The organism is Lentzea sp. NEAU-D7, from assembly GCF_026242055.1.
GTDB lineage: Bacteria > Actinomycetota > Actinomycetes > Mycobacteriales > Pseudonocardiaceae > Lentzea.
The window spans coordinates 271305-292313 of sequence record NZ_JAPJDL010000001.1 but is presented as its reverse complement, the minus strand read 5'-3'; the positions used below and the strand labels follow the sequence as shown (position 1 = coordinate 292313).

The 21009-nt window shown below is 72.0% G+C and carries 23 protein-coding genes; 12 read left to right on the top strand and 11 right to left on the bottom strand.

The window, feature by feature from the left end:
• Window positions 1-105 precede the first annotated feature (105 nt).
• Together ORI60_RS01335 and ORI60_RS01330 are read left to right on the top strand one after the other, a co-directional pair.
• A complete protein-coding gene (locus ORI60_RS01335) occupies window positions 106-1299 on the top strand; it encodes a glycosyltransferase (RefSeq protein ID WP_266032997.1) in 1194 nt (397 codons plus the stop codon).
• Between the two features lie 121 nt (window positions 1300-1420).
• Entirely contained in the window at window positions 1421-2212 is a 792-nt protein-coding gene (locus tag ORI60_RS01330) for an SDR family NAD(P)-dependent oxidoreductase (protein WP_266032996.1), read from the top strand.
• A 65-nt stretch (window positions 2213-2277) separates the two neighbouring features.
• On the opposite strand, the gene ORI60_RS01325 is transcribed toward ORI60_RS01330, so the two are convergent.
• The 4 genes from ORI60_RS01325 to ORI60_RS01310 all read right to left on the bottom strand — a co-directional run bounded on the left by ORI60_RS01325 (window position 2278) and on the right by ORI60_RS01310 (window position 8445).
• Complete coding sequence (locus tag ORI60_RS01325; protein WP_266032994.1) at window positions 2278-3492, bottom strand: PP2C family protein-serine/threonine phosphatase; 1215 nt, start codon at window positions 3490-3492, stop codon at window positions 2278-2280.
• The gene (locus ORI60_RS01320; protein WP_266032992.1) at window positions 3489-6206 is read right to left on the bottom strand and encodes a SpoIIE family protein phosphatase; all 2718 of its coding nucleotides are present in this window, start codon (window positions 6204-6206) and stop codon (window positions 3489-3491) included. The genes ORI60_RS01325 and ORI60_RS01320 overlap by 4 nt, the downstream gene beginning before the upstream one ends.
• A 150-nt stretch (window positions 6207-6356) precedes the next feature.
• Complete coding sequence (locus tag ORI60_RS01315; RefSeq protein WP_266032990.1) at window positions 6357-7142, bottom strand: ANTAR domain-containing response regulator; 786 nt, start codon at window positions 7140-7142, stop codon at window positions 6357-6359.
• A gap of 169 nt (window positions 7143-7311) precedes the next feature.
• On the bottom strand, window positions 7312-8445 hold the full coding sequence (locus ORI60_RS01310; RefSeq protein ID WP_266032987.1) for a glycosyltransferase: 1134 nt from the start codon (window positions 8443-8445) through the stop codon (window positions 7312-7314).
• 319 nt (window positions 8446-8764) lie between these two features.
• On the opposite strand from ORI60_RS01310, the gene ORI60_RS01305 reads away from it, so the two are divergent.
• The 3 genes from ORI60_RS01305 to ORI60_RS01295 all read left to right on the top strand — a co-directional run bounded on the left by ORI60_RS01305 (window position 8765) and on the right by ORI60_RS01295 (window position 10931).
• Window positions 8765-9877, top strand: a complete 1113-nt coding sequence (locus ORI60_RS01305; protein WP_266032984.1) for a DNA alkylation repair protein — start codon at window positions 8765-8767, stop codon at window positions 9875-9877.
• Window positions 9878-9972: 95 nt separating this feature from the next.
• Window positions 9973-10263 carry a DUF4342 domain-containing protein gene (locus ORI60_RS01300; protein WP_266032982.1) on the top strand — a complete coding sequence of 97 codons (291 nt, stop codon included), beginning with the start codon at window positions 9973-9975 and terminating at the stop codon, window positions 10261-10263.
• A gap of 224 nt (window positions 10264-10487) precedes the next feature.
• A complete protein-coding gene (locus tag ORI60_RS01295) occupies window positions 10488-10931 on the top strand; it encodes a hypothetical protein (protein ID WP_266032979.1) in 444 nt (147 codons plus the stop codon).
• Here ORI60_RS01295 and ORI60_RS01290 read toward each other — a convergent pair.
• Window positions 10921-12144 (bottom strand): amidohydrolase family protein, encoded by a 1224-nt coding sequence (locus ORI60_RS01290; protein WP_266032976.1) that lies wholly within the window; start codon window positions 12142-12144, stop codon window positions 10921-10923. The two genes, ORI60_RS01295 and ORI60_RS01290, sit on opposite strands and share 11 nt — an antisense overlap.
• A gap of 112 nt (window positions 12145-12256) precedes the next feature.
• Between ORI60_RS01290 and ORI60_RS01285 the strand changes: the two genes are divergently transcribed.
• The 6 genes from ORI60_RS01285 to ORI60_RS44710 all read left to right on the top strand — a co-directional run bounded on the left by ORI60_RS01285 (window position 12257) and on the right by ORI60_RS44710 (window position 15489).
• Window positions 12257-12721 carry a MarR family winged helix-turn-helix transcriptional regulator gene (locus ORI60_RS01285; RefSeq protein ID WP_266032974.1) on the top strand — a complete coding sequence of 155 codons (465 nt, stop codon included), beginning with the start codon at window positions 12257-12259 and terminating at the stop codon, window positions 12719-12721.
• Window positions 12722-13039: 318 nt separating this feature from the next.
• Window positions 13040-13507 (top strand): DUF6292 family protein, encoded by a 468-nt coding sequence (locus ORI60_RS01280; RefSeq protein ID WP_266032971.1) that lies wholly within the window; start codon window positions 13040-13042, stop codon window positions 13505-13507.
• Window positions 13508-13710: 203 nt separating this feature from the next.
• On the top strand, window positions 13711-14235 hold the full coding sequence (locus ORI60_RS01275) for a DUF5994 family protein (protein ID WP_266032969.1): 525 nt from the start codon (window positions 13711-13713) through the stop codon (window positions 14233-14235).
• A complete protein-coding gene (locus ORI60_RS01270) occupies window positions 14232-14387 on the top strand; it encodes a DUF6307 family protein (RefSeq protein WP_266032967.1) in 156 nt (51 codons plus the stop codon). Before ORI60_RS01275 ends, ORI60_RS01270 begins: the two co-directional genes overlap by 4 nt.
• A complete protein-coding gene (locus ORI60_RS01265; protein ID WP_266032964.1) occupies window positions 14384-15253 on the top strand; it encodes a transglutaminase-like domain-containing protein in 870 nt (289 codons plus the stop codon). The genes ORI60_RS01270 and ORI60_RS01265 overlap by 4 nt, the downstream gene beginning before the upstream one ends.
• Window positions 15254-15342: 89 nt before the next feature.
• Window positions 15343-15489: an RGCVC family protein gene (locus tag ORI60_RS44710; RefSeq protein WP_416234342.1), complete on the top strand. Its 147-nt coding sequence runs from the start codon at window positions 15343-15345 to the stop codon at window positions 15487-15489.
• Window positions 15490-15526: 37 nt separating this feature from the next.
• On the opposite strand, the gene ORI60_RS01260 is transcribed toward ORI60_RS44710, so the two are convergent.
• Together ORI60_RS01260 and ORI60_RS01255 are read right to left on the bottom strand one after the other, a co-directional pair.
• Complete coding sequence (locus tag ORI60_RS01260) at window positions 15527-16027, bottom strand: mycothiol transferase (protein WP_323055870.1); 501 nt, start codon at window positions 16025-16027, stop codon at window positions 15527-15529.
• Between the two features lie 41 nt (window positions 16028-16068).
• Window positions 16069-16656 carry a TetR/AcrR family transcriptional regulator gene (locus ORI60_RS01255; RefSeq protein ID WP_266032958.1) on the bottom strand — a complete coding sequence of 196 codons (588 nt, stop codon included), beginning with the start codon at window positions 16654-16656 and terminating at the stop codon, window positions 16069-16071.
• A gap of 70 nt (window positions 16657-16726) precedes the next feature.
• Here ORI60_RS01255 and ORI60_RS01250 point away from each other — a divergent pair, with 70 nt between their 5' ends.
• On the top strand, window positions 16727-17563 hold the full coding sequence (locus tag ORI60_RS01250) for a class I SAM-dependent methyltransferase (protein WP_266032955.1): 837 nt from the start codon (window positions 16727-16729) through the stop codon (window positions 17561-17563).
• 6 nt (window positions 17564-17569) lie between these two features.
• Here ORI60_RS01250 and ORI60_RS01245 read toward each other — a convergent pair whose 3' ends face one another.
• Genes ORI60_RS01245 through ORI60_RS01230 form a run of 4 tightly spaced genes read right to left on the bottom strand, consistent with a single transcriptional unit; the run spans window position 17570 to window position 20970 of the window.
• Window positions 17570-18217: a CoA transferase subunit B gene (locus tag ORI60_RS01245; RefSeq protein WP_266032952.1), complete on the bottom strand. Its 648-nt coding sequence runs from the start codon at window positions 18215-18217 to the stop codon at window positions 17570-17572.
• A 1-nt stretch (window position 18218) separates the two neighbouring features.
• Entirely contained in the window at window positions 18219-18995 is a 777-nt protein-coding gene (locus ORI60_RS01240; protein WP_266032949.1) for a CoA transferase subunit A, read from the bottom strand.
• Window positions 18992-19756 carry a 3-oxoadipate enol-lactonase gene (gene pcaD / locus ORI60_RS01235; RefSeq protein WP_266032946.1) on the bottom strand — a complete coding sequence of 255 codons (765 nt, stop codon included), beginning with the start codon at window positions 19754-19756 and terminating at the stop codon, window positions 18992-18994. The genes ORI60_RS01240 and pcaD overlap by 4 nt, the downstream gene beginning before the upstream one ends.
• Window positions 19756-20970: an acetyl-CoA C-acetyltransferase gene (locus tag ORI60_RS01230; RefSeq protein ID WP_266032944.1), complete on the bottom strand. Its 1215-nt coding sequence runs from the start codon at window positions 20968-20970 to the stop codon at window positions 19756-19758. The genes pcaD and ORI60_RS01230 overlap by 1 nt, the downstream gene beginning before the upstream one ends.
• Window positions 20971-21009 lie beyond the last annotated feature (39 nt).

The window sequence follows — 21009 nt, the reverse complement described above, 5'->3', positions numbered from 1 at the left end:
CTCCTCTGTGGACCGGACTTCCGCCGCGGGGCCCTCCGATCGTGACGACGCGATGTGGACGCCGAAGTCGCGGGCGGGGATCGGCTGTGCAATGGAGGTGACGGCATGAGGATCGCGATGGTGTCCGAGCACGCCAGCCCGCTGGCGGTGCTGGGCGAGGTCGACGCCGGTGGGCAGAACGTGCACGTGGCCGCGCTGTCGGAGGCATTGGTCGCGCGGGGACACGAAGTCGTGGTCTACACGCGGCGGGACGACGGCGAGATCCCGGAGCGGGTGCGCACGGACGCCGGTTACGAGGTGGTGCACGTCCCCGCCGGACCCGCGGAACACGTGCCCAAGGACGAGCTCCTGCCTTTCATGGGGGAGTTCGCCCGCTTCCTGGCCGAGGACTGGCGTGCCGCGCCACCCGACGTCGTGCACGCGCACTTCTGGATGTCCGGATTCGCCGCGATCATGGCGACGCGCGACCTCGCAGTGCCGGTGGTGCAGACCTTCCACGCGCTCGGCACCGTGAAGCGCCGCCACCAGCGCGAGGCGGACACCAGCCCCGCCCAGCGGATCGCGATCGAGCGGATCATCGGCAAGAAGGCCGCCCTGATCGCCGCGACCTGCGAGGACGAGGTGAACGAGCTGGTGAGGATGGGGATCGTGCGCACGCGCACCGCCGTCGTGCCCTGCGGCGTCGACCCCGAGCTGTTCCACCCCGCCCCGGCCTCGCCCCACCCCCGCCGGATCGTGTCGGTCGGCAGGCTGGTGCCGCGCAAGGGGTTCGAGGACCTGATCACCGCGCTGAAGATGGTGCCGGAGGCCGAACTGGTGATCGCGGGCGGACCACCCGTGAGCAAGCTGAAGTCGGACCGCGAGGCGCAGCGGCTGCTCGCGCACGCGGAGGCGCTCGGTGTGTGCGACCGAGTGCGGCTGGCAGGGCAGGTGGCCCGCAAGGACATGCCGGACTTCCTGCGCTCGGCGGAAGTCGTCGCCTGCGTGCCGTGGTACGAACCGTTCGGCATCGTGCCGCTGGAGGCGATGGCGTGCGGCCTGCCGGTGATCGCTTCCGCGGTCGGCGGGCTCCTCGACACCGTGGTCGACGGCGTCACCGGAAAGCTGGTGCCACCGCGGAACCCGAAGCGGCTCGCGAAGGAGCTGCGGGTGTTGCTCGCGGACCGCTCCCGGCGCAGCGTCTACGGCACCGCCGGCGCGGACCGGGTCTCCGCCTGCTACACCTGGGACGAGGTCGCGCGGAGGACCGAACACCTGTACCTGCGCGTCGCCCGGCCTTCGCTGGCCATGGTGCGCTGACCGCCGGACCACATCCGCGAGAACCGCGCCGGCTCCTGCGACACCGGGTCCACCCTCCGCGAATGCCCCGGGCGGTCCGGGGTACCTCCGTGGTGTTGGCACGCGCTCTGGAGGAGGATCGGTGAACCCACAGGCAGTCGTGACGGGAGCGTCGAGCGGTATCGGTCTCGAGCTCGCGAAGGTGTTCGCGGACAACGGCTTCGACCTCGTCATCGCCGCGGAGGACGACGCGGTCGACACCGTCGGCGAGGAGATTCGAGGCCGTGGCGGCGTCCAGGTGGACGCCGTGCAGGTCGACCTCTCGTCGTACCAGGGCGTCGAGGACCTCGTGGCGCGCATCAGGGCGAGCGGGCGGCCGGTCGACGTGCTCGCCGTCAACGCCGGGGTCGGCGTCGGGGGCGACTTCGTCCGCGACACGTCGGTGGACGACAACCTGGAGATCGTCAACCTCAACGTCACGTCCGCCGTGCACCTGACGCACCGCGTGGTGTCGGACATGGTGGACCGCAAGGAAGGGCGTGTGCTGTTCACGTCGTCGGTCGCGGCCACCACCCCGGGGCCGTTCCAGACGGTGTACGCGGCGTCGAAGGCGTTCCTCGCCTCGTTCGGGCAGGGCCTGCGCGAGGAGCTGAAGGACACCGGTGTCAGCGTGACCCTGCTGATGCCCGGTCCGACGGACACGAACTTCTTCGACCGGGCGGGCATGCAGGACACCAAGGTCGCCCAGGCGGCCAAGGACGATCCCGCCCAGGTCGCGCGCGAGGGGTTCGAGGCGTTGATGAAGGGCAAGGACCACGTGGTGGCGGGTTCGGTGAAGAACAAGGCGCAGGCGCTGGCGGGCCGGGCGCTGCCGGACCCGGTGAAGGCCAAGGCACATCGCAAGATGTCCGAACCCGGTTCGGCGGAGTCTTAGACCCGTTCCCGGAGTGGAGCACGTCGCCGGGCGCGGTCGTCGCACCCGGCGACACCCTCTTCGAGTCAGGGCAGCACGGTGCTCGCCGCTGTCCTGCTCCACTCGAGCAGGAGCAGGGTGGCGTCGTCCTGCAGGTGCCCGTGCTGGTGGTCCAGCACCGCGCGGGACACCCGCCGCAGGGTCTCCGGCGGGGGCAGCCCGGCGGCCTCGTGCCGTTCGGTGAGGTCGGCCAGGCGCTCCACGCCGAACTCCTCGCCCCGCGAGTCGCGCGCCTCGGTGACGCCGTCGGTGTGCAGCAGGATCCGGTCGCCGGCCTGGAGGTGTTCACGTCCGAGCGACCGGGGCGTCCTGGCGAGGTGACCTAGTCCGAGCGGCACGTGGACCGCGCTCCGCAGTGCCTTGACCATCCTGCCGTCGCGCAACAGCAGGGCGGGCGGGTGTCCCGCGACGACGTAGCGCAACGCCCCGGTCGCGAGATCGAGATCGGCGAGCACCGCCGTCGCGAACGGAGCCCTGAGCCCTTCGGCCGCCTGCTGCCGCACGGCCTGGTCGGCCAGTTCGGCCGCCTCGAGGAGCCCGAGGCCGTTGCGGCGCGCATTGCGGGTGGCCGCCAGCACGATCGCGGTGGTGAGGCCCGCGTGCAGGTCGTGCCCCGTCGCGTCGAAGATCGAGAAGTACGCGCGTCCGTTGTCGACGGCGTAGTCGTAACCGTCACCACCCACGGAGTGGTAGGGCTCCATCACCGCCGTGACCGTCAGCTGGTCACACGCGAAGGTCTGCGGCGGCAGCAGCTGCCACAGCAGCTCGGACGCCACGGACAACGGCGTGGTGCGGCGCAGGACGTGCAGGAAGTCGCTGTAGTGGAGCTTGCTCATGAGGAGATGTCCGAGCAGACCGGCCAGCTCCCAGCAGTGCTCGCGGATCGACCGGTCGTCCGGGTTCCTGCCGCCGTGCAGGAGGAACTGGACGACGCCGAGCCGCTCGGTGCCGTTCAGCACCGGCAGCCACAGGCACGGCGGCGAGCCGCTCACGGCGATGATCTCGGTCCGCTGGAACGCGCGCCCGGCCGTGGTGGAGTCCACCCGCAACGACGGTCCCTCCTCGGGACGGACCGACCGCAACCACTGCTGACCCATGTCGACGACGTACAGCTGCGCGGTGACGTCCACCTGGGCGGCGGCCTCGTCCAGCAGCTCCGCGAGACCGCCGGCCGTCGACAGGTGGGCGCCGTTGATGACGTGGCGGAGCGCGGAGTTCCAGGCCTCGGCCTTCTCGGTCACGTGAACTCCTCGGACCGGCTGCTCACGGCGAGGACGTCGCGCAGACCCGACAACGTGAGGATGCGGTCGGGAGCACTGCCGCGCAGGCAGGTCACGCTGATCGTCCGCCCGGCTCGCCGCGCGGCGTCCGCGGCCTCCAGGAGCACCGTGACGCCGCAGCTGCTCAGGTAACCCAGGCGGGTGAGGTCGATGTCGACCGGGCTGTCGGGCCGGGCGCCGATGTGGGCCATCAGCGGTGCGCGGAAGCCGCCGGAGGTGTGCGTGTCGAGGTCTCCGGTGAGGCGGAGCACCTGGGTGCCGCCGGAAGCCTCCTCCACGGCGAGCCCGACCACGTCGGACGGCGTGGCGAGCGCCGGCGCCGGTGCCGGTGGTACGTCGGCGGGTGCGGTGGAGAACTGGAAGGTGACCGTCGTGCCCGCGCCGTTCGCTTCGAGCTCGACGTCGTCGGCCATGGCGCGGATCATCTGCAGCCCGCGGCCGCGGTGGCCGGGATCCTCGGGCTCCGGGCGCCACCTGCCGTGATCCCGGACGGTGACGCGCACGGCGCCATCGGTCTGCGAGAGCTCGGTGTCGAACGTGCCCGTGGCGCCGGGATAGGCGTGGTCCACGACGTTCGCGGCGGCCTCCCCGTAGGCCAGCACGAGGTCGTAGGCGAGGTCGTCGGACAGCCCCGCGGCGGCCGCCCACTCGGACACGGCACCTCGCAGCTCCGACAGCCGGCGCGCCTCGGCGGGGGACGTCACGCGCAGTGGCGCGGGCAGGTGGCGGGCGACGACGAGCGCGACGTCGTCGCTGTGGCCGTCGGCGAGCAGCGCGTCGACGATCGTGCCGGTCAGTTCGGGGGGCGCCTGGTGGTGCGCCCGCGCCACGACGGCCAGCAGCTGGTCGAGGCCCTCGTCGACGACGACGCCTCTGCGTTCGACCAGGCCGTCGGTGTAGAGCACGATCGTCGCGCCGGGCGCGAGCTCCGTGCTGTGCTCCTCGTACCGCGCTCGGCCCGCGGTGCCCAGCACCGCGCCGGTGCTGCTCGTGAGCAACCGGGCTCCCCGCTCGTCGGCCACCAGCGGCGGCGGGTGACCCGCGCTGGCCCAGCACAGCCTTCCGGTGGCCCAGTCGAAGGTGATGCACGCGCAGCTGCTGCCGGTGGCGCCGTTCACCCTGGCGGCGAAGGCGTCGAGCCGTTCCAGCGCCGCGGCGGGGGAGTGCCCGTCGACCAGGAACCCGGCCAGGGCGCTGCGGAGCTGCCCCATCACGGCCGCGGCCGTCGGGCCGGAGCCGACGACGTCGCCGACCGACATCCCGGCCACGGTGCCGCTGATCGGGAGCACCTCGTACCAGTCGCCGCCGACCTGCGCGTGACTCGACGCGGGCAGGTAGCGGGCGGAGGTGGCGAGCCGCTCCAGCACCGGCAGCTCGCGGGGCAGCAGGCTGCGCTGCAACGTGGTGGCGATCTCGTGCTCGCGCTGCAGCAGCAGTTCGCGCTCGGCCTCGGTGCGCTGCCGTTCGGTCACGTCGCGCCCGATGGCCTGCAGCCCGCTCGGCGTGACCTGGACGCTGAGCTCCAGCGCGACGATCGACCCGTCGGCGCAGCGCAGGTTCCAGACCCCGGTCTGCTCCTGGTCGTGCGGCGGGTCCCGGTCGTCGCCGTCGAGCACGAACAGCTCCTCGGCGGGGCGGCCGACCAGGTCCTCGCGCCGGTAGCCCAGCAGTCTGCAGGCGGCCGGGTTGATCTCGACGAACCGCCGTTCGCCGTCGAGGACCCAGATGCAGTCGACGGCCCGGTCGATCAGCAGGCGGAGGCGCTGCTCGTTGTCGCGCAGGGCGCGGTCGGAGTGCGCGCGCTGCAGCGACTCCCAGCAGCGGTTGACCACGACGGACACGAGGTCGATCTCGTCCTGGGTCCACTGCCGCGGGTGCGCCTGGTGCACGGCCATGGCCGCGACGAACCGGCCGGCGCGCAGCAGGGGCAGGCAGATCACCGCGCGGATGCCCGTGACCGCGTAGGCGGCCAGGTCGTCCTCGTCGAGCCGCGGATCGTTGCCGCTGTCCGCGACCACCCACGGTTCTCCCGCCCGCATCGCGCGCAGCGCCCCCGCACCGAACTCGCGCATGGCGAACCGGCCCGGCAACGGCGGCAGCCCGGTGGCGTAGTCGCCGCTCATGACGAAGTGGTTCTCGTCCTCCTCCGTCCGCGCGTACGCGCACCGGTCGACGGCGAGGTGCTCACCGAGCATCCGGGTCGCCAGCGCCATGAGGTCGTCGGCGTCGTCGAGCTTCTGCGACTCGCGGTCGAGCACCGCGAGGAACCGTTCCCTCTCGGCGGCGACGCGCTGGCCGGTGACGTCGACGAGCACGCCCTGCAGCGCCCGCGGCGCGCCCGCCTCGTCCCGCTCCACGTGGACCTTCTCGTACAGCCACACGACTTCACCGCTCGCGGTGACGGCTCGGTAGCTCAGGTCGTAGTCGTCCTGGTCACCTGCCCGCTGCCAGCGGTCCCGGTGGGACCTGTCGCGGTCGTCGGGGTGCACGACCGAGTCCCAGAACCCGGGTTCCTCCAGCCACCGCTGGACGGGATGGCCGAGCAGCTGTTCGACGTGGCCCGACACGAAGGTCAGCTCGCGGGTCCGGGCGTCGGCGGCCCAGAACACGACGCCGAGGTTGTGCACGAGCCCGCGCAGCCTGTCGGAGTCGATCTCGTGTCGGGCGGTGCTCATGGCGAAAGCCTGTCACGCCGGCGACGGTGCGGCGAACCGCACACGGCCGAGGTTCGCCGGACGCAACGAACGCATGGTGCGGCCCCTTCATCTCGATCAGCGCAGACGGGGTTTCCGCAGGAGAGGGCCCGTCAAACGTCGGCCGCGGGCTCAGCGCGGGGCGACGCTGTCGATCAGCCCCTGCGCGACCTCGCGCAGCTTGACGTTCCGCTTCTGGGAGTCCTGCACCAGCATGGCGAAAGCCTGGTCCGCGGTGCACGAGTGCACCGCCATGAGCACGCCCTTGGCCTGGTCGATGACCGCGCGTGAGACGAGCGCGGTCTCGAGGTGGGCGATGTGGTCGCGGGACCGCTGCCACCGGTGCGCGTTGTCGATCGCCGCGCTGGCGGCGGTGGTGAACAGCCGCATCACGCCTTCGTCGAAGGGATCGAACGCCGACGGCTTGTAGCTGTAGATGTTGAGCGACCCGACGTGCTTGGCGTCGCTGTGGTCCGCGGCCGGGAGCACGATCGGCACGGACAGGTAGGCGCGCACGCCGTGCTGCTCGGCGGACGCGTCGAACTCGGGCCAGTTGTCCCTGTTCTCCCCGACCACGGCGCGCACGGCCCGGAGCGTGCGGGCGGCCTCCAGGCACGGACCGCGGTTGGAGCTGTACTGCTTCTCGTCGATCTCGATGAGCTCGGCGACGCTGGCGGCCGCGGTTCTGGGTTGCCGCGGGTTCACGGTGACGGTGACCGCGTCGGCGTCCTGGATCGCTCTCGTGGCGGTCTCGCTGAGTCTTTGGAGCACCGAGTCGAGCGGTTCCTCGCCGGAGAAACCGTCCCGCAGCATCGTCAGAGCGGAGGTGGCGTCGTCGAGCCGCTCCACCGGATCCTGCCGATCGGTGTCGGCGGTGTGCGCGCCGTCCTGGCTCGGTGGGATCGTCAAGTCGTCCATTGCGCCGGTCCTCTCGCCGGTGTCGAGTTCGCGGCGCTGGTCGCTCAACGCGCTCGCAGGGAATGTTAAAGCCTGCGTGATTCGGCGTGCATGCCGCGGAAAGGTGAGAAACCGAACCAGGGCGGGGTGTTGTCGATCTCACCGCCCCGCACCGGCTCGGTCCTCGTCGTCAGCCGGCCTCGGCGCGGACGAGATGTGCGGCACGCTGGTAGACGAGGACCGCGTCGCGTGCGACGCGGTCCCAGCCGTAGCGAGCCCGCACCCGGTCGGCGCCCGCGAGGCCGAGAGCGTCCCGTCTGGACCTGTCCGCGACCAGTTCGCGCAGAGCGAGCGTGAGCGCGCGGACGTCGCCCGGCGGCACCAGCCGTCCGGTGATCTTGTCGACGACCACGTCGGCAAGTGCTCCCACCGCCGACGCGACGACCGGCAGGCCCCGCGCCATCGCTTCCAGCGCAACGACTCCGGCCGGGTCCCGGCGCGGCGCGGTCACCACGACGTGGGCCGAGCGCAGCAGCGCGGTCACCTCCGCCCGGTTCGCGGTTCCGGTCACCGAGACCCGGCCCTGGACGCCGAGCCGCACGGCCAAGTGCCGCAGCCGCCGCGCTTCCAGGCCGGTGTTCCGGTCGACGGTCTCGACCGGTGCGGCGACGACGAGCGCGGCGTTGCGCAAGTCGGCCATCGCCGCGACGACGGTGTCGAAGCCGTGACCGGGCAGCAGCCCGCCCAGACCGAGCACCCGCACCGGTCCGGAGCCGCGTTCGGTGACACCGGGCAGGCCCCGGCCGTCGAGGTCCACACCGGCCGGCGACACGGAGATCCGGGAACGGGGCACCCCCGCCAGGCACAGGCCGTGCACCTGATCGCTGCTGGTCACCGCCACGTGAGCGGCATGGCGGCAGATCAGCCGTGCGATCCGCTCGTGTTCGGAGTCCGGTTCGTGGTGGGTGTGCACCACGGGCACGCCGTGCTCACGTGCGGCCAGCAAAGCGGCGAGGCCCGCCACCGACCCGTCCGAGTGGGCGATGTCCGGCTTCGCCCGGACCCACTCGCGGCGGAGGAACCGGGCGAAGTCGTCGGTGTGGTCCCACACGGCGGCCTCGGGCATCGGGCGGGCGGGCCCGAAAGGCACGTGCACGACCTCGTAACCGTCTTCGGTGTGCTCACGGTCCCCGACGTTCGCGGCGTCCCTGCGGGCGTAGACTACGATCTCGTGCCCCTGCTGGGTCAGTGCTCGCGCGAACCCGGCGGTTCCGGTCCGGTGGGGCATCTCGCCGGTGTGGCTGCCCACCAATGCGATGCGCATGCTCATCCCCTCGCCGTCTGACGAGGACTCCGGAACGAGCGCACGGCGGGAACGTCATGCCCGCCGGCTCTTGCTGAACCGGATGATCGTGCGATGTTCGGCGTACCCGTCCATCACGAGTCCGAGGCCGGCGCCGCTGCTCGGCGCGTGAAGACCGCGGACCGCACGAGCTTAGCGGGCGGCCTGGCGATGAACCAGGCCCCGGTCCTCGCGCCGGGTAGCATCCCGTCCGTGCCCGCCGCCACGGGCAGCGGCAGCGCGAAAGCGTTGTCCTGCCTCGGCTTCCCCTACTCCGGACCAGTTTCCGGCGGAGATCGACATGCCCTTTGCCGATGAGCTGATCGGTGTTCAGACCGTCTCCGATCTCACCGCCGCCCTGCTCACCGCGGCGCCGGGGGCGGACCTGCCCCGGCTTCGCGCGGCCGGAGCCGCCCTGGCGCCGCTGGCGCTGCGGGAGCGCAGCGATCTGATCCGCGACGCGCTGCTCGCCGACCTGCCGGGGGACTACAGCTCGTTCGCGCGGACCGTGCGCGCCGCGGCCGCCCGGTCGCCGTCCTTCACCGGATGGCTGATCTGGCCGGTCACGAGTGCCGTCGCCACCAAGGCCATCGCCGAGGGCGGCGTGGAGGCGTTCGACGACGCGCTCGCGCTGCTGGCGGAGCTGACGCCCCGGCTGACCTCGGAGTTCGCGCTGCGCCCCCTGCTCGCCCACGATCTGGGACGAGCACTGGCGACGATCCTGCCCTGGACCCGTTCGGAGTCGGCGGACGTGCGCAGGCTCGCCTCGGAGGGAACGCGCCCGCTGCTGCCCTGGGCCGTCCGCGTGCCCGGCATCCTCGCCGAGCCCAAGGCGACGCTGCCGATCCTCGACGCGCTGTACCGGGACGAGAGCGAGTACGTCCGGCGCTCGGTCGCCAACCACCTCAACGACATCAGCCGCCGCGATCCTGAGCTCGTCGTCGCGACGGCGGCCGCGTGGACGGCCGCGCCCGACGACAACACTGCCCGCGTCGTGCGCCACGGCCTGCGCACGCTCGTCAAGCAGGGCCATCCCGGTGCGCTGGAGCTGCTGGGGTTCACCTCCGCGCACCTGGACGTGACGGGCCCGCTGCTCTCCGCCGACAGCGTGGTGATCGGGGAGGCGCTGTCGTTCACGGGCTCCGTGCGCAACCTCGGCCAGGAGCCCGCGCGGCTGGTGATCGACTACGTGGTCCACCACCGCAAGGCCAACGGCACGCTCACCGGCAAGACCTTCAAGCTCACCACCCGCACCGTCGAACCCGGTGAGACCTGCGAGCTCAGCCGCGAGCACTCGTTCCGGGTGCTGACCACGCGCCGCTACCACCCCGGGCGGCACGCCGTCGAGCTGCAGGTCAACGGCGTGCGTTCCGGTCGCGCCGAGTTCACCCTGGTGGCCTCGGGTGAGGGATAGATCAGGTGGAGGTCAGGGGTGAACCCTGATGGCGCGGTTCGCGGCCGCGGGCACTCTGGAGTCGTCAAGGGGACATCCGCAGTGCGAGGAGAATCATGAGCGAATCCAGGCCTGAGTCCGTCCACACCGCCGTCGACTCGGTGGTCGACGCCGTGCGAGGACTGGTCAGCGAGGGCTTCAACCGCCGTGTTGTCGTGCGCGACAGCAAGGACGACGTGGTGCTCGAGGTGCCGGTCGCTCTCGGGCTGGTCGCGGCGTTCGCCGCTCCGGTGGTCACGACCATCGGTGCCGGTGTCGCGCTGGTCGGGAAGTGCGGGATCTCGCTGGAGACCCGCGAGTCGTCCTCCGGTCAGGTCGTGACGACGGTCGAGTCCGAGCGGGTGTGAGTCAGGAGCGGCCGGCGAGGGTCTCCTCGCCGGCCCCGCTCACCGCGGTGCTGCCGATCACCCTGGGCGGCAACCGGAATCCCGCGATCAGGGCGGGGTCAGCCACTCGCTGAGGGGTGTGCGTTCGGCCTCCGTGAGCTGCCGCAGTTCCGGCAGGCGGCGCCGGACCGTGCCGGTGGCCGTGGACGTCGTCGCCGCGGCCGGGGTCCCGGTCCGGCGGGGCTGTGGCCAGCAGGGTCAGCACCGCGCCGGCGCCGGCACGTCACCGCGCCCGCGCCGGTGGAGCGGGCCGCGTCCTGTGCACGAGCCACCAGGGTGCGGCGGGCGACTCGCCCTTCGCGCCGATGCCCGACCACGCGGCCACCGAGCAGCACCTGGCGGAGACCGGTCTGCCGTTCACCGCACTGCGCAAGGGCTTCTGCGCGAGCACGGTCCCGCACCCGCTGGGTCAGGCGCTGACGACCGGCGGACTCGTCGCGCCCGCGGACGAGGAACGGGCCGCGTCCCTGGTGCGGCAGGGGGATGCCCGAGGGCCCGGGCGGCCTGTTGCTCGGCATGTTCCGGGCCTCGCGCCGCAGCGACCTGGGACAGGCTGGAGAATCTGCTGCGGCGCCCGCCCACCCCGTTGCGCTCGGTCCCGGCGGGGCGTGATCCCGTTCAGCCCCTGAGACGGGTGCCGCGGCGCCAGACGGCACGCGTGTTGAGCGTGTCCGAGATCGTGGTGGTGGGGTCCCCGTCGACGAGGAGCAGGTCGGCGCGCAGCCCTTCGGCGATGCGACCGCGGTCGGACAGCGCGAAACGGCGGGCCGTCGTGGCGGTCGCGGCGCGCAGCGCCTGTTCGGGGGTCAGCCCGGCCTGGACCAGGTACTGCAGTTCGTGGTGGACGCTCGCGCCGTGGGCCAGGCCGCCGAGGAACGGCAGGGGGAGGGAGGCGTCGGTGCCCACCAGGACGTCGACGCCCTCGTCGCTGAGCACCTTGATGGTGCGCAGGACGTCCTTGATGTCGCCTTGCGGGTAGCAGCCGAAGCTGGAGCGCAAGGTCGTGTCCCAGTCCTCGTCCAGCCTCGACGACACCCGCGGGTCGTCGGCGAGCTCGCCACCGGTGATGCCCATGAGGGAGGCGTTGAGCACGGCGCACGGGACGACGAACATGCCGGCGTCCTTGATCATGGCGATGATCTCGTCGTCGTGGGGCTCGACGAACACGTGCACCAGGCCGTCGATCCCGGCCTCCACGGCCATCCTGGTGGCGTCGAGGGTCAGCGTGTGCGCGACGGTGAGCGCGCCGTACCTCCTGGCCTCGGCCACGCCCGCGTTCAGGGTCGCCTGGTCGATCATCGGAAGACCGGGGTGCCCCTCGACGCTGCCGTCGTCGATCATGAACTTGACGTAGTCCGAGCCGCGGGCGAGCAGCTGGGGGATCGAGGCCGCGGCGGCCTCGGGGCTCGTGGCGTCCGGGTGGAACGGCGGCTCGCCCGTCCCGCGCGGGCCTCCCCGGTCGCCGGGGGTGAAGCCCGGCGGGAACAGCTCGCTGGGGTGCCCGCCCGGCGGCGTGAGGCCGAAGCCCGCCGAGCGCACGTCCGCGACCGCGTCGTTCTCGCTGATGCCCGCACGCCGGTCGCGCGTGTGGACGCCCTGCATCTCCAGCTCGGTGGTCACGCCGAAGCGCAGTGCCAGCGCGAGGGCCTCCGGACCGGTGTGGACGTGTGCGTCGATCAAGCCCGGCAACAGCGTCGCGCCGGTCCCGTCGACCACGTCGCTCCCGGAGGGCACCTCCCCTCCGATCCGGACGATCTTTCCGTCCTCGATGGACACGGTGGTGACACCGAGGGTCTTCTCGCCGTCGAAGACCCTGGCGCCGGTGATGGTGGTCGTGGTCATGGCCTGCCTTGTTCGTGGTGGGTGACAACCTGGCTGAATCATATACCTTGCGCTATGTAAATCACTAAAGGTATGTAGATGTCATGTGGTTCACAGTTGTTACAGTGCGCGGATGAGCGACTCGCCCCTGCCCTCCGACGACGAGGGCCTGCTCGACCAGGTCGGGCCGGCGCTGTCCCGGCTGCGCCGCCGCACCTCCGGCGGACGCGGGGACCTCACCCGCAACCTCGTGCTGAACCTCGTCCACGAGAGTTCCGGCGAGATGACGGTGGGCGGGCTCGCCGCCGAGATGGGGGTCGCCCAGCCCGTCGCCAGCCGGACCGTGGCCGCCTGCATCGCGGACGGCCTGCTCAGGCGTGCCGCCTCGCAGGCGGACGGCCGCCGCACGGTCCTCGAGCTCACCGAGGCCGGTGAGACCGAACGCCGCCGGTTCGCCGCCCAGCAGCGCGAGACGTTCGAGCTCATCACCACCGCCTGGACGGCTGCTGAACGCGAGCAGTTCGCCCGTTTCCTGGTTCGCTACAGCCGCGACAGCGCGAACTGGTCGAGCCGGCCGGCTTCGTCCGAAGCGGAGTGACATTCGCTCAAAGGTTGCCCGCGTGAAACTCGCCCGCAACAAAAACAGAACCGATTTTCTCCGAAACCCACGTGCTTTTCCAATGAGGCCGATGAGTGGCGGTGAGGTCGTCCGGGCGACGGCGCGCCGTCGTGCGTGCCGCGGCGAAGATCGCGGAAATCTCCCGGAACGAGCGCCGCGGCGCGTTCAGCCGCTGTTGCGAGCGGTTACAGTGGGGGTGCAGAGTCGTTGATCGGCTCGTCCACCCGCTTCGTCACCTCCGCGGTCTGTGAGCCCGCCCGCCGTGGTTCCGCAGCGATCTGAGGAACACGGAGTCGCATGGCAGTGACCGCGCCCATCAGTGATGATCGAGTCTCGCGCCGCAGTGGCGGCGCGCCGGAGGCCACGTCGGAGGGCACCCACCTGCTGGCCGGGGCCCTCGAGCGCTACGTGGGGAAGGTCGCCGAGGCCCTCGGTGTGCCCCGCGAGGGCGCCAGCTTCGAGGTCACCGACACCGCCACCGCCTACATCGCGCTCGGCTGCCGTGCGGTGGCCCACCCGGACCGCGACGTCATGCTCGTCTGGAGCGCGACGCAGGGGTGGTCGGTGTCGATCGAGACCGATCCGGCCGAGCCGCTGATCGTGCTCGGCCGGCTCTCCGGGGACGTCGTGCAGGCACCGGAGGCGGTGGCGGGTCTCGTGGCCGAGTCCATGACGCGCCCCGGCGTCCGGCAGTTGCCGGTGACGGGCCCGCCGCTCATGGGGTGGTCGGATCTCGCCGAGTGCATGGAACGCGACGCGCCCTGACGCCACACGATTTTCGTCCGGGGATTTCCCGGCGAATGGTGGATCGTCGATTTTCGGGGCGAAGGCTATTTTCGACCGATCATGCCGGAAATGGTGTAGAGTCGATTTCGCTGAGAGCATCTCGCACCTGAGCACTCAAGCTCACGTCGCACTCGGCGAAACCTGAACCCGGTCCACTTCGGTCCGGAGACGGGAGTCCCGGCATGACGTCGGCTCCTCACCTTTCCTCGTCCCCTCCGGCCGCCACGGCCACCGAGCAGCTCCGGACTCCGCTGCGATTGCGGCTGCGGCCGAACGCGCTCTCCGCGGGGCACGTCGACGGTGCCTGGTGGCCGCGTTCCCGGGACCTCGCCGCCGAACTGCCCGCGCTGCTCGCGGTGCTGGCGGTTCGGCTCGGCGCGATCCCGCGGGTGAGCTACAACCTGACCGAGTGGGACAGCGCGCCACGCCAGCTCGCCTTGGACGGCGTGCGGGTGCGGCTCAGCGGGTTCTGGTCCAGGCCCGCGCACACGGTCGACGTCGTCGCGGGGGACAGGCACCGCACGACGCTGCTCCTCGTTCCGCCGGACGCCGACGCCACCGCCGCTCACGACGCCATGATGCGCGCCGCCGAGCGCGGGAACACCGACACCGTCGAGGTCCTGCTGCGGGACGTGGCGGCGCACGAATCCACTGCGGATGCTCGCAGCACCTGCATTCCCGAACAGACGTTCCAAGGAGTTCGATGACCACCTCGACCTACACGTCCGCCTACGAGCGCAGGCTCAAGATGGTGCAGGACGTGCTGACCGGCCAGTCCGAGCTCGAAGGCACAGCGGCACGGGATCTCGCCGTGCGCGTGCTGCGCGCGCTGGACCACATACCGGAGCAGGTGCGTTGAACTCGCGCCACTACGGCACCGGCGCGGAACAGCTGACGTGGGGCACCCGACTGCTCCGCGTCGGCTGTGCGTTCACCTACCGCGCCGAGGTGCCCACGCCGGCGGTGTTCCTCGTGCGGCCGCTGTGGAGCCCTGACGTGCGGGTCAGCCAGGAGCACCTGGACGTGAAGCCGGACGTCCCGATGAGGCACTACCGCGACCTGTACGGCAACCGCAACACCCGCGTCGTGCTTCCCGCCGGTCTGTCCACAGTGCACTACAACGCGTGGGTGGACGTGCCGGACAGGACCGAGGACGTGGACGAGTCCGTCCCGGAGACGCTGCCCGACGGCCTTCCGGACGACGTGCTGATGTACACGCTGCCGAGCCGCTACTGCGTGTCCGACGTGCTCGGCGACGAGGCCTGGTCGCGGTTCGGCGCTCATCCGCCGGGCTACGGCCGGGTGCGGGAGATCTGCCGGCACGTCCACGAGTCGCTGAACTTCGGCTACGGCACCTCCACCGCGCTGTCCACCGCCGCGGACGTCAACGCGGCGGGTTTCGGCGTGTGCCGCGACTTCACGCACCTGGCGATCTCGTTCTGCCGCGCGCTCAACATCCCCGCCCGGTACGTCTTCGGCTACCTGCCGGACCTGGACGTGCCGCCCGGCGACGCGGAGATGGACTTCGCGGCGTGGATGGAGGTCTGGCTGGGAGACCGCTGGTGGACCTTCGACCCGCGCAACAACGAGCCCCGCAAGGGCCGCGTCGTCATCGGCCGTGGCCGGGACGCGGCGGACGTCGCCATGGTCACCACGTACGGCGGCCCGCAGCTGGAGTCGATGGTGGTCCAGGCGGAAGAGGACCTGGCACCGTCGTGGCGCTGAGCGCCGGGATGAACCCGGCTCAGCTCTGCACCACCGTCAGGCGCACGCGCTGACGCACCCGTTCCACCACCGATCATCGGAGTGTCCGCATGCCCGAACCACGAACCCAAGCCGCCGACCACGACGCGAGCTGCGTGGTGTGTCCTCACCTGTGGCGCGAGCACGATCCGCTCGGCACGCGGTACTGCACCGCGACCACGGCCTCCGCGCTCACGCGAGGCTGCATCTGCCCATGACCGTGTAGGCGTTCCGCCATGAGGTGGACGAGGTGTCCTATGCGAGCAGACCGCGCACGAAGGCGGCCTGCCCGGCGTGCTGGAGGTCGTCCTCCAGCACGCTGACCAGCCGCACGGCGCGGGTGACCGGCGGATCCCACGACACGTCGATCACCACCGACAGATCTCCGGCCTTCACGCCGCGCAGATACGCCTCGGTGCGCTCGTGCACGGCCTGGTGGTAGCCGAGCAGCAGGTCCGACGGCGCGACCACCGCGGCGACCTGTCCGGCGTCGTGGCCGTAGCCGGTGTCCTCGGCGGGCAGCGGCAGGCCGAACCGCTCCGCCCAGCCGCCGTCGGTCCAGACCTGCCCGGTGCCCGCCAGATCGGCGACGTGGTCGTCCTGCACTCGGGTGAGGTGCCAGACGAGCCAGGCGATCGAGTTCGCCGAGTCGTTCACGCGGTGCGCGAGCTGGTCGGTCGACAGGCCTTCGAGAGTTCGCGTGACCGCCTGCTGAACGCGGTCGAACCCGTCCAGCAGCACGTCCGTCGCACTGATCTCACTCATGATCCCGTGTACCCGATCACCCGCCGGTCCACTCAGCGCACGGCGCCGGCCAGGACCGCGGTCACGACCTTCCGCACGGCCTCGGCTTTCGCCGGGTCGTCCCCGTGCTCGGTGAACTGCAGGTGTGCGGCGCCGATCACCGTGGGAGCGAGCGTGCTGATGTCGGCGTCGGCCGCGAGCCGGCCGAGGTCGCGCTCGGCCGTCAGGTACTCGGCGACCGCGGCCGTGAACTCACCGACGACCGGAAGCCTGGCTGTGCCTGCCGCACGCAGCCGTGAGCGCAGTTCGTCCCGTGCGATGACGAGCACCACGACCGCCACCATGACCGGGTCGAAGCCGGTCGTGAGAGCGCTGGTCAGGTTGCCGGCGACGGTGCCGGTGCCCGCCACGTCCCGAAGTGCGGCGGCCTGTGCCTCGATCTGCGCGATGCGATCCAGCACCAGCTCGGTGAGGAAGGCGTCGAAGTCGGCGAAGTACCGGTGCAGGACGCCCTTGGCCACGCCCGCCTCGGTGGTGACGGCCCGGCTGGTCAGCTCGCTGGCACCGTCCCGGAGCAGGACGCGGCCGGCGGCGTCGAACAGCTGCCGGCGCGGGTCGCGCAGCGCAACGCCAGTCGGCACCACGCCTCCTCATCGATCGCCGAGAGCGAACCCGCCGCTCCAATGGGCACATGCCCACTAGAGTGGGCGCATGGTCACTCTACCGTCGTCACCTGCGCCGGAACCGCATCGGCAGCGTCGCGTCGCGGAGTCGTTCGGAATCGACCCGGAGAGGTACGACCGCACCCGCGCCGAGTACCCCGGGGCGGTGGTCGAGCGGATCGTCTCCGCGAGCCCGGGCCCGGACTTCCTCGACGTCGGCTGCGGGACCGGCATCGCGGCCCGCCAGTTCCAGGCGGCCGGTCGCACCGTTCTCGGCGTCGAGCCCGACCGGCGGATGGCCGCCTTCGCGCGCGGCACCGGTCTTGAGGTCGAGGTGGCGACGTTCGAGGAGTGGGAGCCCGCGGGCCGCACCTTCGACGCGGTCGTCTCCGGTACCGCCTGGCACTGGATCGACCCGGTCCTGGGCGCGGCCGCGGCGGCGCGGATCCTGCGACCGGGAGGGGTGCTGGCGCCGTTCGGGCACGTCTACCAGCTTCCGCCCGCCCTGGCGGAGGCCCTCGACGGGGCGTACCGGCGGGCGGCACCCGACTCGCCGCTGAGCTTCACCAGGTCGGAGGTGCCGGTCCTGGACGCCTACCAGGGCCTGTACGCGAGGGCCGCGGACGGAATCCGCGAGGCGGGCGGGTTCGGCGAGCCCGAGGTGTGGCGTCACGACTGGCACCGCACGTACACCCGCGAGGAGCTGCTGGACCTGGTGCCGACCTCGGGCGGCCTCACCACCCTGCCGCCGGAGCGGCTGGCGGAGGTGGTGGCCGCTCTCGGTGCGGCGGTCGACGAGCTGGGCGGCACCGTCACTGTGCCCTACGCCACCTGGGGCCTCACCGCGATCCGCACCGAGGCGCCGCTCCGGCATCCGGGCGAGTGAGGGCCGTCAGCCGGCGCTGAGCTCCCCGGCGAGCACCGGCGCGCCCGTCCTCGCCACCACGTCCTCGACCGAGCTGCCGGGTGCGAGGTCGACCAGGCGGAAGGCGCCGTCCGCGACGTCGAGCACGGCCAGGTCGGTGATGACGCGGGAGACGACCCCGCGTCCGGTCAGCGGCAGGGTGCACGTGCCGACCAGCTTCGGGTCACCGGTGCGGGACACGTGTTCCATCAGGACGATGACGCGGCGGGCTCCGCTGACGAGGTCCATCGCGCCGCCCATGCCCTTGACCATCGCGCCGGGCACCATCCAGTTGGCGAGGTCGCCGTGCGCGGAGACCTGCATGCCGCCGAGGACCGCGGTGTCGATGTGGCCGCCGCGGATCATCGCGAAGCTGGTGGGGGAGTCGAAGAACGACGCTCCCGGCAGCACGCTGACGGTCTGCTTGCCCGCGTTGATGAGGTCGGGGTCCACCTCGTCGTCGTAGGGGAACGGGCCGACGCCGAGGATGCCGTTCTCCGCGTGGAGTGTGACGGTGGAGTCCGCGGGCAGGTGGTCGGGGATGAGCGTGGGCAGGCCGATGCCGAGGTTGACGTACTCGCCGTCGCGCAGTTCGAGCGCGGCGCGGGCGGCCATCTGGTCGCGGGTCCAGGCCATGTCAGTTCGCCTCCTGGCGGGCGCGGGTGGTGCGCTTCTCGATGTCCTTGCGGGCGGCCTGCTCCGGCGTGAGCGCGACGACGCTCTGCACGAAGACGCCGGGCAGGTGCACGTGGTCGGGGGTGATCTCGCCGACCTCGACGACGCGTTCGGCCTCGACGACGGTGAACCGGCCGGCCATCGCGGCGGCCGGGTTGAAGTTGCGGGCGGCGGCGTGGAAGACGCAGTTCCCGGCACGGTCGGCGACGGCGGCGCGCACGAGGGCCACGTCGGTGACGATCGACTCCTCCAGCACCATCTCCTTGCCGTGGAAGGTGCGCACCTCCTTGGGCGGCGAGGCGAGCGCGACGGTGCCGTCCGGGTTGTACCGCCAGGGCAGACCGCCCTCGGACACCAGCGTGCCGACACCGGTGGGCGTGTAGAAGGCGCCCACTCCGGAACCCCCGGCGCGCAACCGTTCGGCGAGCGTCCCTTGTGGAGTGAGCTCCACGGTCAGCTCTCCGGCCAGGTACTGGCGGGCGAACTCCTTGTTCTCGCCGACGTAGGACGCGACGACCCGGCTGATGCGGCGGTGTTCGAGCAGCAGCCCGAGGCCGGCGCCGTCGACGCCGCAGTTGTTGGAGACGATCGTGAGGTCGTCGGCACCCTGCTCCAGCAGCGCCTCGATGAGGAACCACGGGATGCCCGCGAGCCCGAACCCGCCGACCGCGACGCTCGCGCCGGACCGGATGCCCGCCACGGCTTCGGCCGGTCCGCCGACCACCTTGTCCAGGCTCATGAGTGGCTCTCCTTCGTGAGGTGGTCGACGAGCGCCGCCGTGACGACGCCGGGTTGTTCGGCGTTGGCGAGGTGGGCGGCCGAGGGGACGACGAGCAGCCGGCCGTCCTGGACGGACGTGGCGATCTCCTCCAGGTGGTGAGGCGGGGTCGCCGGGTCGTCCGCTCCGGCGATCGCCAGCGTGGGCGCGCTGATCCTGGCGAGGTCCCCGCGCAGGTCCATCGCGGCGATCGCCTCGCAGCAGCCCGCGTACCCCTCCGCGGGTGTGGAGGCCACCATCGCCTCCCACGCCGCGCGGTTCTCGTGGGCGGGGGTGAACCAGCGCTGGACGACGGCCTCGGCGACCACCGCCGTTCCCCGGGAACGGACGAGTGCCGCGCGGCCGGTCCAGTTCGCCGCCGGTCCGAGGAGGGCGCTCGTGCACAGGACCGCGAGCCGGTCGACGCGTCCGGGGTCGCGCGCGGCCAGTCGCAGCGCGGTCATGCCCCCGAGCGACAGCCCGACCAGGTGTGCCTTCTCCACGCCGAGGCGGTCGAGCAGCGCGAGGAGGTCCGTGGCGAGGGTGTCGATGGTCTGCGGGCCGGGCACGACGGGGGAGCGTCCGTGACCGCGGGTGTCGTAGCGCACCACCCGGAAGTGCTCTTCGAGCGCGGCGACGTTGGCGTCCCACATCTCCAGCGTCGACCCGAGCGAGTTGGACAGCACGACGACCGGGCCGTCCTGCCTGCCGGTGACGACGTGGTGGACCTCGGCGACGCCCATCAGCGGACCGCCTCGAAGACGGCGGCGAGTCCCTGGCCGCCGCCGATGCACATCGTCTCCAGGCCGTAACGGCTGCCGCGGCGGCCCATCTCGTGCGCGAGGGTCGTCAGGATCCGCGCTCCGGTCGCGCCGACGGGGTGCCCGAGCGAGATGCCGGAACCGTTGGGGTTGAGCCGGTCGTCCTCCGCGTCGAGCTTCCACTCGCGCAGGCAGGCGAGCACCTGCGCGGCGAACGCCTCGTTGAGCTCGATCACGTCCATGTCGTCGAGGGTGAGTCCGGCGCGGCCGAGCGCGGCGGCGGTGGCCGGGACGGGCCCGATGCCCATGACCTCCGGCCCCACCCCGGCGACGGCCCAGGACCTGAGGGCGAGCACGGGCCTCAGGCCGCGCTTCTCGGCTTCGGCGCGGGTGGTGACCACGCACAGCGCGGCACCGTCGTTCTGGCCGCTCGCGTTGCCCGCGGTGACCGTGGACTCCGGGTCCAGCTTCAGCCTGACCGGTCGCAGCGCGGCGAGGTCCTCGAGCGTCGTGTCCGGGCGGGCGTGCTCGTCGCGGTCGACGACGAGGTCGGGCTTGCCGCGGCGGCCGGGCACGGTCACCGGCACGAGCTCGTCCGCGAACCGCCCCGCCTCGTCGGCGGCACCCCAGCGCCGCTGCGACCGCACCGCGAACTCGTCCTGCTCGACGCGCGAGATCCCGTACTCGCGGCGGAGGTTCTCCGCGGTCTCGAGCATGCCGCCCGGCACCGGGTGGAACCGGCCACCGGCGGTCTCCCTGGCCCGGTCGAGGCGGTCGGCGAGCTGGACGCCACCGCTGCGGACACCGGTGCGCAGTCCCAGCGCGTAGTGCTCGACCTGCGACATCGACTCGGCACCACCCGCCACGACGACGTCCGCCGCGCCGGTCGCGACCTGACCCGCCGCGTAGAGCACCGCCTGCAGCCCGGATCCGCAGCGGCGGTCGATCTGGAGGCCGGGAACGCCGGTGCCGAGGCCCGCGTCCAGCGCCGCGACCCGGCCGATCGCGGGCGACTCGCCGTTCGGGTAGCTCTGCCCGAGCACGACGTCGTCGACATCGCCCTCGCGCAGGCCCGTGCGCCGCACCAGCTCGGTGAGCACGGTGGTGGCGAGATCGGCGGCGCTCAGCGAGGAGAGCGCACCGCCGAACCGTCCGACGGGGGTGCGGAGGGGTTCGCAGATCACGACGTCGGTCATGCCCTTGACGCTAGTGCGGCGCGGTTATATTCAGAAATA

What these genes read in the sequence shown, in the direction of transcription:
- ORI60_RS01320 (WP_266032992.1), bottom strand. Translation starts at nt 6,206, where the DNA reads ATGAGCACCGCCCGACACGAGATCGACTCCGACAGGCTGCGCGGGCTC.
- ORI60_RS01335 (WP_266032997.1), top strand. Translation starts at nt 106, where the DNA reads ATGAGGATCGCGATGGTGTCCGAGCACGCCAGCCCGCTGGCGGTGCTG.
- ORI60_RS01270 (WP_266032967.1), top strand. Translation starts at nt 14,232, where the DNA reads ATGACCACCTCGACCTACACGTCCGCCTACGAGCGCAGGCTCAAGATG.
- ORI60_RS01310 (WP_266032987.1), bottom strand. Translation starts at nt 8,445, where the DNA reads ATGCGCATCGCATTGGTGGGCAGCCACACCGGCGAGATGCCCCACCGG.
- ORI60_RS01230 (WP_266032944.1), bottom strand. Translation starts at nt 20,970, where the DNA reads ATGACCGACGTCGTGATCTGCGAACCCCTCCGCACCCCCGTCGGACGG.
- ORI60_RS01250 (WP_266032955.1), top strand. Translation starts at nt 16,727, where the DNA reads ATGGTCACTCTACCGTCGTCACCTGCGCCGGAACCGCATCGGCAGCGT.
- ORI60_RS01315 (WP_266032990.1), bottom strand. Translation starts at nt 7,142, where the DNA reads ATGGACGACTTGACGATCCCACCGAGCCAGGACGGCGCGCACACCGCC.
- ORI60_RS01275 (WP_266032969.1), top strand. Translation starts at nt 13,711, where the DNA reads ATGACGTCGGCTCCTCACCTTTCCTCGTCCCCTCCGGCCGCCACGGCC.
- pcaD (WP_266032946.1), bottom strand. Translation starts at nt 19,756, where the DNA reads ATGGGCGTCGCCGAGGTCCACCACGTCGTCACCGGCAGGCAGGACGGC.
- ORI60_RS01305 (WP_266032984.1), top strand. Translation starts at nt 8,765, where the DNA reads ATGCCCTTTGCCGATGAGCTGATCGGTGTTCAGACCGTCTCCGATCTC.
- ORI60_RS01285 (WP_266032974.1), top strand. Translation starts at nt 12,257, where the DNA reads ATGAGCGACTCGCCCCTGCCCTCCGACGACGAGGGCCTGCTCGACCAG.
- ORI60_RS01240 (WP_266032949.1), bottom strand. Translation starts at nt 18,995, where the DNA reads ATGAGCCTGGACAAGGTGGTCGGCGGACCGGCCGAAGCCGTGGCGGGC.
- ORI60_RS01300 (WP_266032982.1), top strand. Translation starts at nt 9,973, where the DNA reads ATGAGCGAATCCAGGCCTGAGTCCGTCCACACCGCCGTCGACTCGGTG.
- ORI60_RS01280 (WP_266032971.1), top strand. Translation starts at nt 13,040, where the DNA reads ATGGCAGTGACCGCGCCCATCAGTGATGATCGAGTCTCGCGCCGCAGT.
- ORI60_RS01290 (WP_266032976.1), bottom strand. Translation starts at nt 12,144, where the DNA reads ATGACCACGACCACCATCACCGGCGCCAGGGTCTTCGACGGCGAGAAG.
- ORI60_RS44710 (WP_416234342.1), top strand. Translation starts at nt 15,343, where the DNA reads ATGCCCGAACCACGAACCCAAGCCGCCGACCACGACGCGAGCTGCGTG.
- ORI60_RS01245 (WP_266032952.1), bottom strand. Translation starts at nt 18,217, where the DNA reads ATGGCCTGGACCCGCGACCAGATGGCCGCCCGCGCCGCGCTCGAACTG.